Here is a 15075-nt window from a genome sequence, read left to right on the forward strand (position 1 = left end):
CAATCGTGTCGTCGTCGGCCGAGGTCCGACCGGCGGTCGTTCGGTTCCTGGAGACGCACCGCGCCTCCGCTGCGAGCCTCACGGTCGTGGTGGTGCCCGGCAAATCCGCAGGTCACGCACGGACTCGGAGATCAACCGAACGGCCCGGCGACCCGGTGTTCACGCATTCGCCACCTTGTCCCTCACCCAGTGTGATCACCCCAGGTCAGGGTCGGTATCCGGACGGAGCGGTTTCGTGGCGGCGGCTGCCCGGGAGCGCGGTGGGCGCGGCCCCGACACGCCGACGACACGACACGCCCGGCAGGCGGCTCAGGTCGCCAGGGCCTCCGCCCAGCGCTCGGCCGCGGCCCGCAGCGCCGCGGGGTCGGGGCCGGCGCCCAGCACGTCGCGGGACACCGTGGGGACGACGGCCGCGCGGTCGCCGAACAACCGGCGCAGGTCGCTCACCGTCCCGCCCTGCGCACCGAGGCCCGGTGCGAGCACCGGACCGCCCAGACCGGTCAGGTCGACGTCGAGCTCGCGCAGCGTCGCGCCGACCACCACCCCGAAGGAGCCGGTCGTGGGGCCGAACCCGGTGGCGAGGTCCCGCACCGCCGCGGGGTCGGGCAGCGGGTCGCCCACGACCCAGCCCGGCGTGTTCCAGCCGCGCACGGTGTCCACCACGACCTGCGCGGCCGACCGCTCCCCCACCAGCGCGTGCTGGAGGGTCGCGGCGTCGGGGTTGGAGGTGCGGGCGAGCACGAACAGCCCGCCGCCGTGGTGCCGCGCGCTGTCCACCGCCGGCTGCAGGGAGCCGGGGCCGAGGTAGGGGCTCACGGTCATCGCGTCCACCGCCAGCGGGTGGTCCGGGCGGAGCAGGTCTGCGTAGGCGGCCATCGTCGAGCCGATGTCGCCGCGCTTGGCGTCCAGCAGCACGAGCGCGCCGGCCGCGCGGGCTCGGGCCACCCCCTCCTCGAGGACGGCGAGGCCGCGGGAGCCGAACCGCTCGTAGAAGGCGATCTGCGGCTTGAGGACGGCGACCGAGCCGGCGAGCGCGTCGACGACGGCGTCGGTGAACCGGCCCACCCCGTCGGCGCTGTCGGGCAGCCCCCAGGCGTCGAGGAGCGAGGCGTGCGGGTCGATGCCGACGCACAGCGGCCCGCGGTCCGCTACCGCGTCGGCCAGCCGGTGCCCGAACGGCGCGGTCACGGCGCCACCGCCCGGGGCAGGGTCTCCCCCAGCGCGGCGACGCAGCGCTGGGCCAGGAGCGGATCGGCGAAGGCGCCGGCGGCGGTCTGCACCGCGTCCGCCCCGGCGGTGACGAGCGCCTCGAACGACGCCGGGTCGGTCACCCCGCCCATCGCCAGGACGTCGAAGCGGGCGCCGCTCTGCTCCCGGAGGGCGACCAGCCGCCGGGTGAAGTCCAGCGCCGACTCGCGCACCGCGATCCCCGACAGCCCGGCCAGCTCCCGCCCGGGGAAGGTGGGCGTGCCGTCGCTGCGCCGCACGCGGCTCTGCACGGTGTTGATCCCGGCGATCCCGTCCACCAGCGGTGCCAGCCGCGGGACCAGGGCGGCGAGCCGGTCGGCGTCGAGCCAGGAGAGCTTGGCCACCAGCCCGGTGCGGTCGTCCAGCGCCCGGCGCACCGCCTCGACCACCGCGACGGTGGCGTCGGCGTCCAGGCACAGCGGCGGCTTCACGCCGGCCGCGGAGCGGTCGAGGGTGTTCGGGCAGGACAGGTTGAGCTCGACCACCGTCGCACCGGACTCCTGCGCCAGCAGCGCGGTGCGCACGAAGTCCGCCGCGAGGTCGTCGCCCTCCCCCATGACGCTGACCAGCAGCACCTGCTCCTCGCCCACGGCGTCCACGGCGCGGGCGAGGTCCGCCATCCACTCCCCGGGCTCCGGCGACGGGACGCCGAAGGAGTTCACGCTGCTCACCGCCGCTGACCCCGGCGCGACCCAGTCCCACGGATCGGAGACGACGTCCGCGCCGGCCCCCGGGGGGAGGCTGACGGTCTGCCCCGGGGCGACGGTCCAGTTCGGCGCCTCGTTCGGCGGGTGCGCCCGACCCCGGACGGTCTTGTAGGTGAGCACGTTCCAGCCGTTGGCGACGTTGTGCCGCACCCACGCCGCGCTGCCGTTGAGGACGCAGGAGGAGACCCCGATCGGGAAGCCCACCGTGCGGCCCAGCAGCGGCCAGCGCCGGCCACCCGCCGTCGGCCGCTCGGGCAGCAGCAGGCCCAGCGGCCGCTCCAGGTTCTCCCGGAAGGAGCCCAGCACGTCGTAGGCCGGAGTCGCCAGCCCGTGCGCGGCGAGCAGGTCGCCCTGCCGGGCGGTGACGAGCACGCGCGTCAGCAGCGGCAGGTCCTCCGCGCCGACGGCTCCGGTCGCCAGACGAGCCGCCAGGTCGCCGGCCGCGCCGGTCAGGGCGTCGAGCTCCGCCTGCGGGGGCCGCCCGAACCGGGTGACCCCCGCGGTGAACGCCGCGGGCAGGCCGTCGACCAGGCCGCGGGCGACGAGGTCGTCCCGCAGCCGGGCCACGGCGCCGGGTGGCGCCGAGGTCACTTCCCCGTCCCTGCGAACGTGCTCGGGCCGCCGTGGGTGCCGCCGGCCAGCGCCGCGTGCACCTCCTGCAGGCTGCGGACCCCGATGCCGCCGTGCCGGAGCGCCTCGATGCCCTGCACCGCGGCGGCCATGCCCTGCACCGTCGTGATGCACGGGATGCCGGCGCTCACCGCGGCGGTGCGGATCTCGTAGCCGTCCAGCCGCGGGCCGCTGTTGCCGGGGGCCCCGAAGGGCGTGTTGAACACCAGGTCGACCTCGCCGGCCTGGATCCGCTCGACGACGTTGCCCGGGCCCTCGCTGAACTTGCCCACGACCTCGGCCGCGACGCCGTGCCGCCGCAGCACCTGGGCGGTGCCGGTGGTGGCCAGCAGGCGGAAGCCCAGGTCGGCCAGCCGCTTGATCGGGAAGACCGCCGAGCGCTTGTCCCGGTTGGCCAGCGACACGAACACCGTGCCGTCGGTCGGCAGCGAGCCGTAGGCGGCGGCCTGCGACTTGGCGAACGCCGTCCCGAACTGCGCGTCCAGGCCCATGACCTCGCCGGTCGACTTCATCTCCGGGGAGAGCACGGTGTCCACCCCGTGGCCCTCGACGGTGCGGAAGCGGTGGAAGGGCAGCACCGCCTCCTTCACGGCGATCGGGGCGTGGTCGGGCAGGTCGGTGCCGTCACCGGTCGCCGGGAGGACGCCGGCCGCACGGAGGTCGGCGATCGACTCCCCGACGGCGATCCGCGCGGCGGCCTTCGCCAGCTGCACCGCCGTCGCCTTGGACACGAAGGGCACCGTGCGGCTGGCCCGCGGGTTGGCCTCGATGACGTAGAGGATGTCGTCCTTGATCGCGTACTGGACGTTCATCAGCCCGCGGACGCCGATGCGCTCGGCCAGCTTCCCGGTCGCCGCACGGATCTTCAGCAGGTCGGCCGAGCCAAGGGTGATCGGCGGCAGCGCGCAGGCCGAGTCGCCGGAGTGGATGCCGGCCTCCTCGATGTGCTCCATGACCCCGCCCAGGTACAGGTCGGTGCCGTCGTAGAGGGCGTCGACGTCGATCTCGACGGCGTCCTCCAGGAAGCGGTCGACCAGCACCGGGTGGTCGTCGCTGACCTCGGTCGCCTTGGCGATGTAGCCCTCGAGCGTGGCGTCGTCGTAGACGATCTCCATGCCGCGGCCGCCGAGCACGTAGGAGGGGCGCACCAGCACGGGGTAGCCGATCCCCATGGCGATCGCGTGAGCCTCGGCGAAGGTCGTCGCCGTGCCGTGCTTGGGGGCCAGCAGCCCGGTGTCGGCGAGCACGCGGGAGAAGGCCCCGCGGTGCTCGGCGGCGTCGATCGCCTCGGGCGAGGTCCCCAGCACCGGGACGCCGGCGTCCTTGAGCCGCTGCGCCAGGCCCAGCGGCGTCTGCCCTCCGAGCGTGCAGATGACCCCGGCGACCGGACCGGCCGCGCGCTCGGCCTGCACCACCTCCAGGACGTCCTCGAAGGTCAGCGGCTCGAAGTACAGCCGGTCGGCGGTGTCGTAGTCGGTGGAGACGGTCTCGGGGTTGCAGTTGACCATCACCGCCTCGTAGCCGGCGTCCTGCAGCGCCATGACCGCGTGCACGCAGGAGTAGTCGAACTCGATGCCCTGGCCGATCCGGTTGGGGCCGGAGCCGAGGATCAGCACCGCCTCCTTCTCCCGCGGCTGCACCTCGGTCTCCTCGTCGTAGGACGAGTAGTGGTACGGCGTGCGGGCGGCGAACTCGGCGGCGCAGGTGTCGACGGTCTTGTAGACCGGCCGCACGCCGAGCCGCCAGCGCAGCGCCCGGACGCCGTCCTCACCGGCGAGCTCGGGCCGCAGCGCGGCGATCTGCCGGTCCGAGAGCCCGTGCCGCTTGGCCCGCCGGAGCAGCTCCGGGGTCAGCGACGGCGTCTCGCGGACGTCCGCGGCCACCTCGCGCACGAGCGCGATCTGGTCGACGAACCACGGGTCGAAGCCGCTGGCCTCGGCGACCTGCTCGACCGTGGCGCCGGCGGCCAGCGCCGCCTCGGCGGTGTAGAGCCGGCCGTCGACCGGGGTGCGCAACGCCTCGAGGAGCTCGTCGGCCGACCGCGTCTCCGCGCCCCCGGTCCAGAACCCGGCGACCTTGGTCTCGGTGGACCGCATCGCCTTGCCCAGCGCCTCGGGGAAGTTGCGGCCCATCGCCATGACCTCGCCGACGCTCTTCATCGTCGTGGTCAGCCGGGGGTCGGCGCCGGGGAACTTCTCGAAGGCGAACCGCGGGATCTTCACCACGACGTAGTCCAGCGTCGGCTCGAACGCCGCCGGGGTGACGCCGGTGATGTCGTTGGTGATCTCGTCGAGCGTGTAGCCGATGGCGAGCTTCGCGGCGATCTTGGCGATGGGGAACCCGGTGGCCTTGGACGCCAGCGCGCTGGAGCGGGAGACCCGGGGGTTCATCTCGATGACCACCAGCCGCCCGTCCGCCGGGTTGACGGCGAACTGGATGTTGCAACCGCCGGTGTCGACGCCGACCTCGCGCAGGACGGCGATGCCGACGTCGCGCATCCGTTGGTACTCGACGTCGGTGAGCGTCATCGCCGGCGCCACCGTGACCGAGTCACCGGTGTGCACGCCCATCGCGTCGATGTTCTCGATGGAGCAGATGACGACCACGTTGTCGCTGCGGTCGCGCATCAGCTCGAGCTCGTACTCCTTCCAGCCGAGCACCGACTCCTCGATGAGCACGGTGTGCACCGGGGAGTCGGCCAGGCCGTGGGCGGCCATGCGGCGCAGCATGGCCTCGTCGGTGGCGAAGCCCGAGCCCAGGCCGCCCATGGTGAAGCTGGGCCGGATGACGACGGGGTAGCCGACCTCCTCGGCGGTGGCCAGCGCCTCCTCGACGGTGGCGCAGACGTTGGACCGCGGGGCGTCGGCGCCGATCGACCGGACGATGTCCTTGAACTTCTGCCGGTCCTCGCCCCGGTTGATCGCGTCGACGTCGGCGCCGATGAGCTGCACGCCGTACTTCTCCAGCACGCCGTTCTCGTACAGGCCGATGGCGATGTTGAGCGCCGTCTGCCCCCCGAGGGTGGCCAGCAGCGCGTCGGGCCGCTCCTTGGCGATGACCTTCTCGACGAACTCCGGCGTCAGCGGCTCGATGTAGGTGGCGTCGGCGATCTCGGGGTCGGTCATGATCGTCGCCGGGTTGCTGTTGACCAGGCTGACCCGCAGCCCCTCGGCGCGCAGCACCCGGCAGGCCTGCGTGCCGGAGTAGTCGAACTCGGCGGCCTGGCCGATGAGGATCGGCCCGGAGCCGATCACCATCACGTGCTCGATGTCGGTGCGCTTGGGCATCAGTTGGTCTCCCCCGTGCTCGACTGCACCGTGGTGGGTGGGCTGACGGCCGGGCCGTCACCGGTGCGGGCCGCCTCCATCAGGTCGACGAAGCGCTGGAACAGCGGCGCCGCGTCGTGCGGGCCGGCCGCGGACTCCGGGTGGAACTGGACGCTGAAGGCCGGGGCGTCGACCAGCCGCAGCCCCTCGACGACGTCGTCGTTGAGCCCGACGTGGCTCACCTCGACCGGGCCGTACGGGGTGTCGGTGGGCCGGTCCAGCGGCGCGTCCACGGCGAAGCCGTGGTTGTGGCTGGTCACCCGCACCGTGCCGCTGACCCGGTCGAGCACCGGCTGGTTCAGCCCGCGGTGGCCGAAGCGGAGCTTGTAGGTCCCCAGGCCGAGCGCCCGGCCGAGGATCTGGTTGCCGAAGCAGATGCCGAACAGCGGGCGGCGGGCGTCGAGCACCCCCCGCACCGCCGCGACCGCGTAGTCCGCGGCCGCGGGGTCGCCGGGGCCGTTGGAGAGGAAGACCCCGTCGGGCCCGGCCGCGAGCAGCTCCTCGGCGGTGGCCGTGGAGGGCAGCACGTGGGTCTCGACGCCGAGCGCGGCCAGGTGGCGCGGGGTCGCGGTCTTGATGCCCAGGTCGAGCGCGGCGATGGTGAAGCGCTTCTCCCCCACCGCCGGGACGACGTAGGGCTCGCCGGTGCTCACCGTCGGGGCGAGGTCGGCGCCGGTCATGCTCTCGGCCGCCGTCACGCGGGCGAGCAGCGCCTCAGCATCCAGCTCGGTGCTGATCCCGGCGCGCATCGCGCCCCGGTCCCGGAGGTGGCGGGTCAGCGCCCGGGTGTCGACGCCGCTGATGCCCACGACCCGCTGGGCGACCAGCTCGTCGTCCAGGCTGCCGGTCGACCGCCAGTTCGACGTGCGGCGGGCGGGGTCGCGGACGACGAAGCCGGCCACCCACATGCGGCTGCTCTCGTCGTCCTCGCCGTTGACCCCGGTGTTGCCGATGTGCGGCGCCGTCATGGCGACGATCTGACCGGCGTAGCTGGGGTCGGTCAGCGTCTCCTGGTAGCCGGTCATGCCGGTGGCGAAGACCGCCTCACCGACCGTCGTCCCCGTGGCGCCGTAGGACTCGCCCCGGAACGTCCGCCCGTCCTCGAGCACGAGCACTGCCTCTGTCACCGTGTTGCCTTTCCGTCCAGGACGGTCGGCGTCCCCCGCAGGAACGTCGCGACCACCCGACCGGGGAGCTCCCGGCCGGCATAGGGGCTGTTGCGGCTGCGGCTGGCCAGCGCCGCGGGGTCGACCACCGCGCGGGCGGCGGGGTCGACGAGCACGAGGTTGGCCGGCTCCCCGGGGGCCAGCGGACGGCCGTGCCCGTCCAGCCGCCCGATGCCCGCCGGGCGGACCGACATGCGGTCGGCGACGCCGGCCCAGTCGAGGCGGCCCGCCTCGACCATCGTCCCGATGACGACCGACAGCGCCTGCTCCAGCCCGAGCATCCCGGGCCGGGCCTGCGCCCACTCGCTCTCCTTGTCCTCCACCGCGTGCGGGGCGTGGTCGGTGCCGACGGCGTCGATCGTGCCGTCGGCCAGGCCCGCCCGGAGCGCCTCCACGTCGGCGTCGGTGCGCAGCGGCGGGTTGACCTTGAAGACCGGGTCGTAGGACTCGGCGCAGGCGTCGGTGAGCAGCAGGTGGTGGGGCGTCACCTCGGCGGTCACCCGGACGCCGCGGGACTTCGCCCAGCGCAGGATCTCCACCGAGCCGGCGGTCGAGACGTGGCAGACGTGCAGCCGCGCGCCGACGTGCTCGGCCAGCAGCACGTCGCGGGCGATGATCGCCTCCTCCGCGGCGGCCGGCCAGCCGGTGAGGCCCAGGCGGGCGGAGCGGTCGCCCTCGTGCATCTGCGCGCCCGCGGTGAGCCGCGGCTCCTCGGCGTGCTGGGCGACGACGCCGTCGAAGGCCTTCACGTACTCCAGCGCCCGCCGCATGAGTGCGGGGTCGCTGACGCAGTGCCCGTCGTCGGAGAAGACCCGCACCCGCGCGGCGGAGTCGGCCATCGCGCCGAGCTCGGCCAGCCGCTCTCCGGCCAGGCCGACGGTGACCGCGCCCACGGGGACGACGTCGACCAGGCCGGCCTCCTGGCCCAGCCGCCACACCTGCTCGACGACGCCGGCGGTGTCGGCGACCGGGTCGGTGTTGGCCATCGCGTGGACCGCGGTGAACCCGCCCAGCGCGGCGGCGCGGCTGCCGGTCTCCACCGTCTCGGCGTCCTCGCGACCGGGCTCGCGCAGGTGCGTGTGCAGGTCGACCAGGCCGGGCAGCGCGACCAGCCCGGCGGCCCCGACCACCTCGGCCCCGGGCACGTCCAGCGCGTCACCGACGGCGGCGATGCGGCCGTCCTTCACCAGGATGTCGGCCGGGTCGCCGCCCAGCGGTCGGGCGCCCTTGATCAGGTACGTGGTCACTGGGGAGAGCCTCCGAGCAGCAGGTAGAGCACGGCCATGCGGGTCGAGACCCCGTTGGCGACCTGCTCGACGATCGTGGAGCGGACGGAGTCGGCCACCTCGGCGGCGATCTCCATGCCGCGGTTCATCGGCCCCGGGTGCATGACGATGGCGTCGTCGGGCAGGGCGGCCATGCGGCGGGCGTCCAGGCCGTAACGGCGGCTGTACTCGCGGGCGCTGGGGAAGAACGAGGCGTTCATCCGCTCGGCCTGCACCCGCAGCATCATCACGACGTCGCTCTTGGGCAGCACCGCGTCCAGGTCGTAGCCCACCTCGGCCGGCCAGCTGCCCACGCCCACCGGCAGCAGGGTCGGCGGGGCGACCAGCGTGACCTCGGCCCCCAGGGTGTGCAGCAACCCGACGTTGGAGCGGGCCACCCGGCTGTGCAGGACGTCGCCGACGATCGTCACGCGCACCCCGTCGAGCCGGCCCAGCCGCTGCCGGATCGTGTAGGCGTCCAGCAGCGCCTGGGTGGGGTGCTCGTGGGTGCCGTCGCCGGCGTTGACCACGCTGCCGCGCACCCAGTTCGCCAGCCGGTGCGGCGCGCCCGACGCGGAGTGCCGGACGACGACGGCGTCGGCGCCCATCGCCTCCAGGGTGAGCGCGGTGTCCTTGAGGCTCTCGCCCTTGGAGACGCTGCTGCCCTTGGCCGAGAAGTTGATGACGTCGGCCGACAGCCGCTTGGCGGCGAGCTCGAAGCTGATCCGGGTGCGGGTGGAGTCCTCGTAGAAGAGGTTGACCACCGTCCGCCCGCGCAGCGTCGGGAGCTTCTTCACCTCACGGCCGGCGAGGGCCTGGTCGATCTGCGCCGCGGTGTCGAGCACCAGCGTCGCGTCGTCCCTGTCCAGGTCCGCGGACTCCAGCAGGTGCCGCTTCACCGGTCCCCCTCCGTGACCAGGACCTCGTCGACGCCGTCGGTCTCGGTGAGGTGCACGCGCACCTGCTGCGACCTCGACGTCGGCACGTTCTTGCCGACGAAGTCGGCGCGGATGGGCAGCTCGCGGTGACCCCGGTCGACCAGCACCGCCAGCTGGACGCTGCGCGGGCGGCCCAGGTCGCGGAGCGCGTCCAGCGCGGCCCGCACGGACCGGCCGGAGTAGAGGACGTCGTCCACGAGGACGACGAGCCGGTCGTCGATGCCGCCGTCGGGCATGACCGTGGGCTCCAGCGCCCGGACGCCGCGCAGCCGCAGGTCGTCGCGGTAGAGCGTGATGTCGGCGGTCCCCACGTCGACGGTCACGCCGGTGAACGCGGCGATGCGGGCGGCCAGCCGGCGGGCCAGCGGCGCGCCACGGGTCGGGATGCCCACGAGGACCAGGTCGGGGAGCCCCCCGTCGGCCTGGTCGGCGCCGTCGTCGGGACGCAGGCTGGCCGCCCGCTCGATGAGCTGGTGGGCCATGCGGTCGACGACGCGGGCGACGTCGGCGGACGAGAGCAGGGTGCCGGGGGTGCTGCCGGGAGACGTGCTCCGGGCAGGGTCGGGCGAGCGGGCCATGAGGCCTCCTTCCCCGCCTCACTGGACGGGTCGTTAAAGGAGTGGTCGGACCGGCGTCGACGGTACTGCACGCCCCCCTCGGGCCCGCCGCCGCCCGGCCGGGCCTGCCGGTGCGCCGTCCGCCTGCGGTTTCGTGCCGTCCCGGCTGTTGTGATCCTCGCTTCGCACGTACGCTGCGTGACGAACAACCCCGATCCGAGACGACGGACAGTGAGCAGACAGCGATGAGCACCGACTACTCACGGGCCCTCGGCGCCCGGCTCCGCGCGATCCGCAACCAGCAGGGCCTCTCCCTGCAGGGGGTGGAGGACAAGTCGCACGGCCGCTGGAAGGCGGTCGTCGTCGGCTCCTACGAACGCGGCGACCGCGCCGTGACCGTGCAGCGCCTCTCCGAGCTCGCGGTCTTCTACGGCGTCCCGGTGTCGGAGCTGCTGCCCGACCCGCGGCCGAGCTCCGCGGTCACCTCGACCAACAAGATCGTGCTGAACCTCGAGTCGCTGGGGTCGCTGCCCGCCGACGAGGCCGGCCCGCTCGCCCGCTACGCCTCCACCATCCAGGCCCAGCGGCACGACTACAACGGCAAGGTCCTCTCGATCCGCGCCGAGGACCTCAAGTCACTGGCGATCATCTACGACATGAGCCCCGACGAGCTCACCTCACGGCTCATCGAGTGGGGCGTGCTCTCCCCCGGCATGGAGGGCATCGTCAGCTCCGGCGGTGACGAGGAGCTCGACGACGACGTGGACGACTCCTGGGGCGACCGCCGGCGCACTCCGCGCTGACAGAAGGACCCCTGCCCCCCACGGCTCGCACGCTCGCCGCGGGTCCCTGCAGGGGGCCGTTCCACCCCGTCACCAGGGTGCTGTCATCGGAGCACCTGATGTGCCAGGGTGCGGCGACCCGGGCGCGCGACCCGGGAGGCTGGAGGCCGGCGTGCCGGCGGTGCAGATGTCCGGGGTCGCCAAGACCTACCGCAGGCGGGGGGGTCAGGAGCTCCGCGCGCTGGACGGCCTCGACATGACGGTCGAGTCCGGCGGGGTGCACGGGCTCCTCGGGCCCAACGGTTCCGGCAAGACCACGTCCATCCGCGTCCTCCTGGGCCTGGTCCGCCCCTCGGCCGGTGACATCCGGCTGCTGGACCGCCCGGTGCCCACCGACCTCCCCCGGGTGATCGGCGACGTCGGCGCCCTGGTCGAGACCCCGCTGTTCTTCCCCGGCTTCACCGGCCGGCGCAACCTCGAGGTGCTCGCCGAGACCGCGGGCGTCCCCGCGGCCCGCGTCGAGGAGTGCCTGGAGCTGGTGGACCTGCGTGAACGCGCCGGGGACCGGTTCAAGGGCTACTCGCTCGGCATGAAGCAGCGCCTCGGCATCGCGGCGGCGCTGCTCAAGGCCCCGCGCCTGCTGATCCTCGACGAGCCCAGCAACGGCCTGGACCCGGCCGGGATCCGCGACGTCCGAGAGCTGATCCGGCGGCTGGGGTCCGACGGCCGGACGACGGTGCTGCTCTCCTCCCACCTGCTCGCCGAGATCCAGCAGGTCTGCGACTCGGTCACCATCCTCGCCCGCGGCCGCCAGGTCGCCGCCGGGCCGGTCTCGTCCGTCCTCGACCGGGCCGGCACGGGGGACGTGCGCGTCGCGGTGCCCGACCCGGCCGCCGCCGCGGCGGTGCTGCACGGCGCCGGCTTCTCCGTCTCCCCCGCGCCCGACGGGCAGATCCTCGTGCACGGCGCCCCCGCGCCGGGCGAGATCACCCGCGTGCTCGCCGGGCACGGCCACTACGTCGAGGAGCTGGTCCGTGTGACCCCTGACCTGGAGAGCGCCTTCCTCGCGATCACCGGGGAGCGGGCGTGAGCGCGGTGGCCGAGCAGCCGACGGCCGCGCCGGTGGGGGCGACGCGGGCGCGGGGCAGCCTGTTCCGCGCCGAGGTGCACCGGTTCACCTCCCGCCGGTTCATCCAGGTGCTCCTGGCGCTGGCCACCCTCGGCTGGCTCGGGGCGGTGGTCATCGGGCTGCTCAACTTCGGTGAACCGACCGCCGCCGACCTCGCCGCCGCGACCGAGCGCCGCGACGAGTTCCTCGCCGGCGAGCAGGAGTTCCGGCAGGTCTGCGAGCAGGACGCCGAGCAGGCGGGGCAGCCCGTCGACCAGTTCTGCGGCCCGCCCATCGACGCCTCGACCGTCCGCGTCGAGGACTTCGTCACCACGGCACCGTTCGACCTCGCCTCCTCCGGCGAGGCCGGCGCGGTGGGCTTCGCCGTCGCCGCGGCGGTGCTCGCCTTCCTGATCGGGGCCACCTGGATCGGGGCCGAGTGGTCCGCCCGCACCATCGTGGCGCTGCTCTTCTGGGTGCCCAGCCGGCTCCGGGTCATCGGCACCAAGACGGGCGTCCTCGCCCTCGCGGCGCTGATCCTCGGCGTCGCCGCGCAGCTCGGGTGGCTGGCCATGGCCTGGCTGCTGGACGCCCTCGTGGGCAGCGACGGCGGGGTCCCCGACGGGTTCTGGTCGGGGCTGCTCGCCGCCCAGGGCCGCGGGATCGTCCTCACGGTGCTGGTCGGCCTCATCGGCTTCGGCCTGGCGAACCTGGTGCGCAACACCGGGGCGGCCCTGGGCGTCGGCTTCGTCTACTTCGCGATCGCGGAGAACGCGCTGCGCATCCTCGAGCCCACGACGGACCGGTGGCTGCTGTCGACCAACTCCATCGCCCTGGTCCTCCCGGGCGGGCTGGAGCTCGTCGACTTCGGGGGCGGGCCCTCACCGGCCGCGCCGGCCACCTACCTGGTCACCAACCTGCAGGGCGGCCTCGTCGTCGGCTGCTTCGCCGCGGTGCTCGTGGGTGTCGGCACCTGGCTGTTCCTCCGCCGCGACCTGCACTGAGCACATCGTCGTCCTCCGGACGACACCGCGGCCAGGTGCCGTCTCGACCTGCGACGAGCGCGTCCGCCGACGTCTCGGGGACCCCTCCGGGGCCCCGCTCGACGCCGGCCCGGCATGACGGCGGGCCCCTGCGGAGAGGTCGGACGCGTCCGGGTCAGCGGGTGGTGAAGGACCACTCCTCGGCGGCGACGGGCAGGCCCGCGCGGTCCACGACCCCGGCCGTCAGCACCACCGTGTACGTCGTCGCCGCGGCGAGATCCGCATCCGGGTTGAGGACCACGGTGTTGTTCGTGGCGTTGTAGTTCACCGCCGTCGGCACCTGCGATCCGTCCGGTGCCTCGAGCCACACGACGGAGGCATCCGGTTTGGTCATCGGCTCGTCGAAGGTGATGAACACGTTCGCGGCGCGGCCGACGCCGGTGGTGTCGCGGTCCGGCGTACGGGTGGTCACCGTCGGCGCCACGGTGTCCTCCGAGGCCGCGCCGACGGTGAACGTCCAGCTGGTCGGTGCTAGCGCGTTGCCGGCCACGTCTTCCACCCCGTCGGTCAGCACGACCGTGTACGAGCCGGCCGCCAGGTCGCTTCCCGGGTTCAGGATGACCGTCCTGGTCGTGGCGTTGTAGTTGACCGCGGCGGGCACCCGCGACCCGTCCGCCGTCTCCAGCCACACCGCCGAGGAGTCCGGCTTGACGACCGGCTCGCTCATACCGGCCAGCACGTTGGCCCCCTTGGCGACGCCGGTCGCGCCCGGTGGAGGCGACTGGCTGGTGACCCTCGGCGGCACGGTGTCCCCGGACGCCGTCCCGCTCGTGGTGAACGTCCATGTCGTGGGCGCCAGCGCGTTGCCGGCGAGGTCCTTCACACCGTCGGTCAGGACGACCTGGTAGGTGGTGCCGGCGGCGAGATCGGCGTCCGGGTTGACGATCACCGTGTTCGTCGTGGCGTTGACGTTGACCACCGCGGGCACCGTCGAACCGTCCGGCGCGGCCAGCCGGACCGACGTCGCGTCGGGTTTCGCCACCGCCTCGCTCATGCCGACCAGCACGTTCACGCCCCGGGCCACGCCGGTCGCGCCGTCCTCCGGTGCACGGCTGACGACGGTGGGCGGGGTGCGGTCGTTGTCCGGGCCCTCGCCGCTGGTGACGAAGGACCAGCTGGTCTTCGGGAGCGGGTTCCCGGCGGCGTCGGTGACCGTCGCGCTGACGGTGGCGGTGTAGCGGGTGCCCGCTGCCAAGGGGTCGGTCGTGCCCGGGAACGGGTTGAGGGTGGCCACCCCGGTGGTCCGGTTGTAGGCGACCCCCGCCGTCAGCGCCGTCCCGTCGGAGGCGGACAGCGTGAAGGTCGAGGCGCTCAGCCCGGTGACCGGCTCGTCGAAGCCGACGGTGACGTTGGTCAGCCGGCCCACGTCGCGGGCACCCGGTGCCGGCGTGTGGCTGACCGGCTTGGGCGGCAGCAGGTCCTGGGCGAAGGTCTCGCAGCCGGGCGCCGGGCCGGTCACGTCGGCGAGACCGTCGACCAGCATGGACTCCCGCGGCAGCGGCTCGGTGTGCCCGATCCCGATGGCGTGACCGTCCTCGGTGAGCAGCGCCTGCCGCCGCTGGACCTCGGTCAGGCCGTCGCTGTTGCGGAAGCCGAGGTAGGGGGCGCGGTACCGCACGAGGAAGCCGCCGTGGACCCCCGGGTCGGCCTCGATGGCGTCCGGGGTGGCGCGGTACTTGCCGCTCTCGTTGCGGAACTCGCCGGAGTCGAGGACCGACGGCGGGATGACGGTGCCGTCGAAGCGCGTGGCGACCCCGCGGACGACGACGGAGTCGGAGGTCCCGTCCCCGTTCTCGTCCGCCGCCTCGGGGGTGCCGGTCCAGCGGATGTCGTCGACGGTGACCTCGTTGCGGATCGTCCCCGCGTACACCACGACCCGGTCGCCGGGCCTGATGTCGGGCGTGCCGCCGGCCCAGCAGTCGCCCGGGTACACCGGCGCCCCGGCCTCGACGCCGTGGTTGACCTCCAGGCCGACGCCTTCGTCGGTGTTCCAGGCCGGCCCCTCGGCGACGCCGATCACGGCACCGTCGCGGATCACCTCGACCCGCACGCTCTGGCCGACCGTGCCGTAGCCGAAGACCCCGACGAAGTCGAGGTTGTGGAAGACGGTGATGTTCTTGTTCGGTCCGACCCCCGGACCGGTGAGGGACGCCGACGCCGGCGCCGTGCCGGCCAGAACCGGCGCGACGAGGGCCATCGCCGTCCCGGCGGCGGCCACGCCCCACCGACGACGACGGTCACGGGGTTGCTGCAGCTGGCGCGACAACGGACGCTCCTCGCACTCCGGTGGTCCGGGCCCCTGCCC

Annotated in this window: 11 protein-coding genes; 3 read left to right on the forward strand and 8 right to left on the reverse strand. The window is 74.0% G+C overall.

All coding sequences use genetic code 11. The features are described 5' to 3' along the window. Positions 1 to 309: 309 nt before the first annotated feature. From pyrF to pyrR, 7 genes are read right to left on the reverse strand one after another with little or no spacing between them, the layout of a single operon-like run. Positions 310 to 1188, reverse strand: a complete 879-nt coding sequence (pyrF, locus tag ACI794_RS17850) for an orotidine-5'-phosphate decarboxylase (protein WP_456617023.1) — start codon at positions 1186 to 1188, stop codon at positions 310 to 312. Then, complete coding sequence (locus ACI794_RS17855; RefSeq protein WP_456601994.1) at positions 1185 to 2546, reverse strand: dihydroorotate oxidase; 1362 nt, start codon at positions 2544 to 2546, stop codon at positions 1185 to 1187. Before ACI794_RS17855 ends, pyrF begins: the two co-directional genes overlap by 4 nt. Next, positions 2543 to 5872: a carbamoyl-phosphate synthase large subunit gene (carB, locus tag ACI794_RS17860; protein ID WP_456617024.1), complete on the reverse strand. Its 3330-nt coding sequence runs from the start codon at positions 5870 to 5872 to the stop codon at positions 2543 to 2545. The genes ACI794_RS17855 and carB overlap by 4 nt, the downstream gene beginning before the upstream one ends. Continuing rightward, the gene (gene carA / locus ACI794_RS17865; RefSeq protein WP_456617025.1) at positions 5872 to 7038 is read right to left on the reverse strand and encodes a glutamine-hydrolyzing carbamoyl-phosphate synthase small subunit; all 1167 of its coding nucleotides are present in this window, start codon (positions 7036 to 7038) and stop codon (positions 5872 to 5874) included. Before carA ends, carB begins: the two co-directional genes overlap by 1 nt. Continuing rightward, complete coding sequence (locus ACI794_RS17870; protein ID WP_456617026.1) at positions 7035 to 8324, reverse strand: dihydroorotase; 1290 nt, start codon at positions 8322 to 8324, stop codon at positions 7035 to 7037. The genes carA and ACI794_RS17870 overlap by 4 nt, the downstream gene beginning before the upstream one ends. Further along, a complete protein-coding gene (locus ACI794_RS17875; protein WP_456601990.1) occupies positions 8321 to 9241 on the reverse strand; it encodes an aspartate carbamoyltransferase catalytic subunit in 921 nt (306 codons plus the stop codon). The genes ACI794_RS17870 and ACI794_RS17875 overlap by 4 nt, the downstream gene beginning before the upstream one ends. Then, on the reverse strand, positions 9238 to 9858 hold the full coding sequence (pyrR, locus tag ACI794_RS17880; protein ID WP_456617027.1) for a bifunctional pyr operon transcriptional regulator/uracil phosphoribosyltransferase PyrR: 621 nt from the start codon (positions 9856 to 9858) through the stop codon (positions 9238 to 9240). The genes ACI794_RS17875 and pyrR overlap by 4 nt, the downstream gene beginning before the upstream one ends. Positions 9859 to 10082: 224 nt before the next feature. Between pyrR and bldD the strand changes: the two genes are divergently transcribed. The 3 genes from bldD (at position 10083) to ACI794_RS17895 (ending at position 12731) form a co-directional block, all read left to right on the forward strand. Next, entirely contained in the window at positions 10083 to 10640 is a 558-nt protein-coding gene (gene bldD / locus ACI794_RS17885; protein ID WP_456582236.1) for a transcriptional regulator BldD, read from the forward strand. Between the two features lie 151 nt (positions 10641 to 10791). Then, positions 10792 to 11709 carry an ABC transporter ATP-binding protein gene (locus ACI794_RS17890; protein WP_456601988.1) on the forward strand — a complete coding sequence of 306 codons (918 nt, stop codon included), beginning with the start codon at positions 10792 to 10794 and terminating at the stop codon, positions 11707 to 11709. Then, positions 11706 to 12731: a hypothetical protein gene (locus tag ACI794_RS17895; RefSeq protein ID WP_456601987.1), complete on the forward strand. Its 1026-nt coding sequence runs from the start codon at positions 11706 to 11708 to the stop codon at positions 12729 to 12731. The genes ACI794_RS17890 and ACI794_RS17895 overlap by 4 nt, the downstream gene beginning before the upstream one ends. Positions 12732 to 12885: 154 nt before the next feature. On the opposite strand, the gene ACI794_RS17900 is transcribed toward ACI794_RS17895, so the two are convergent. Further along, positions 12886 to 15036 (reverse strand): Ig-like domain-containing protein, encoded by a 2151-nt coding sequence (locus tag ACI794_RS17900; protein ID WP_456617028.1) that lies wholly within the window; start codon positions 15034 to 15036, stop codon positions 12886 to 12888. Between the last annotated feature and the right edge of the window lie 39 nt (positions 15037 to 15075).

It is taken from the genome of Blastococcus sp. SYSU DS0541, from assembly GCF_054050875.1.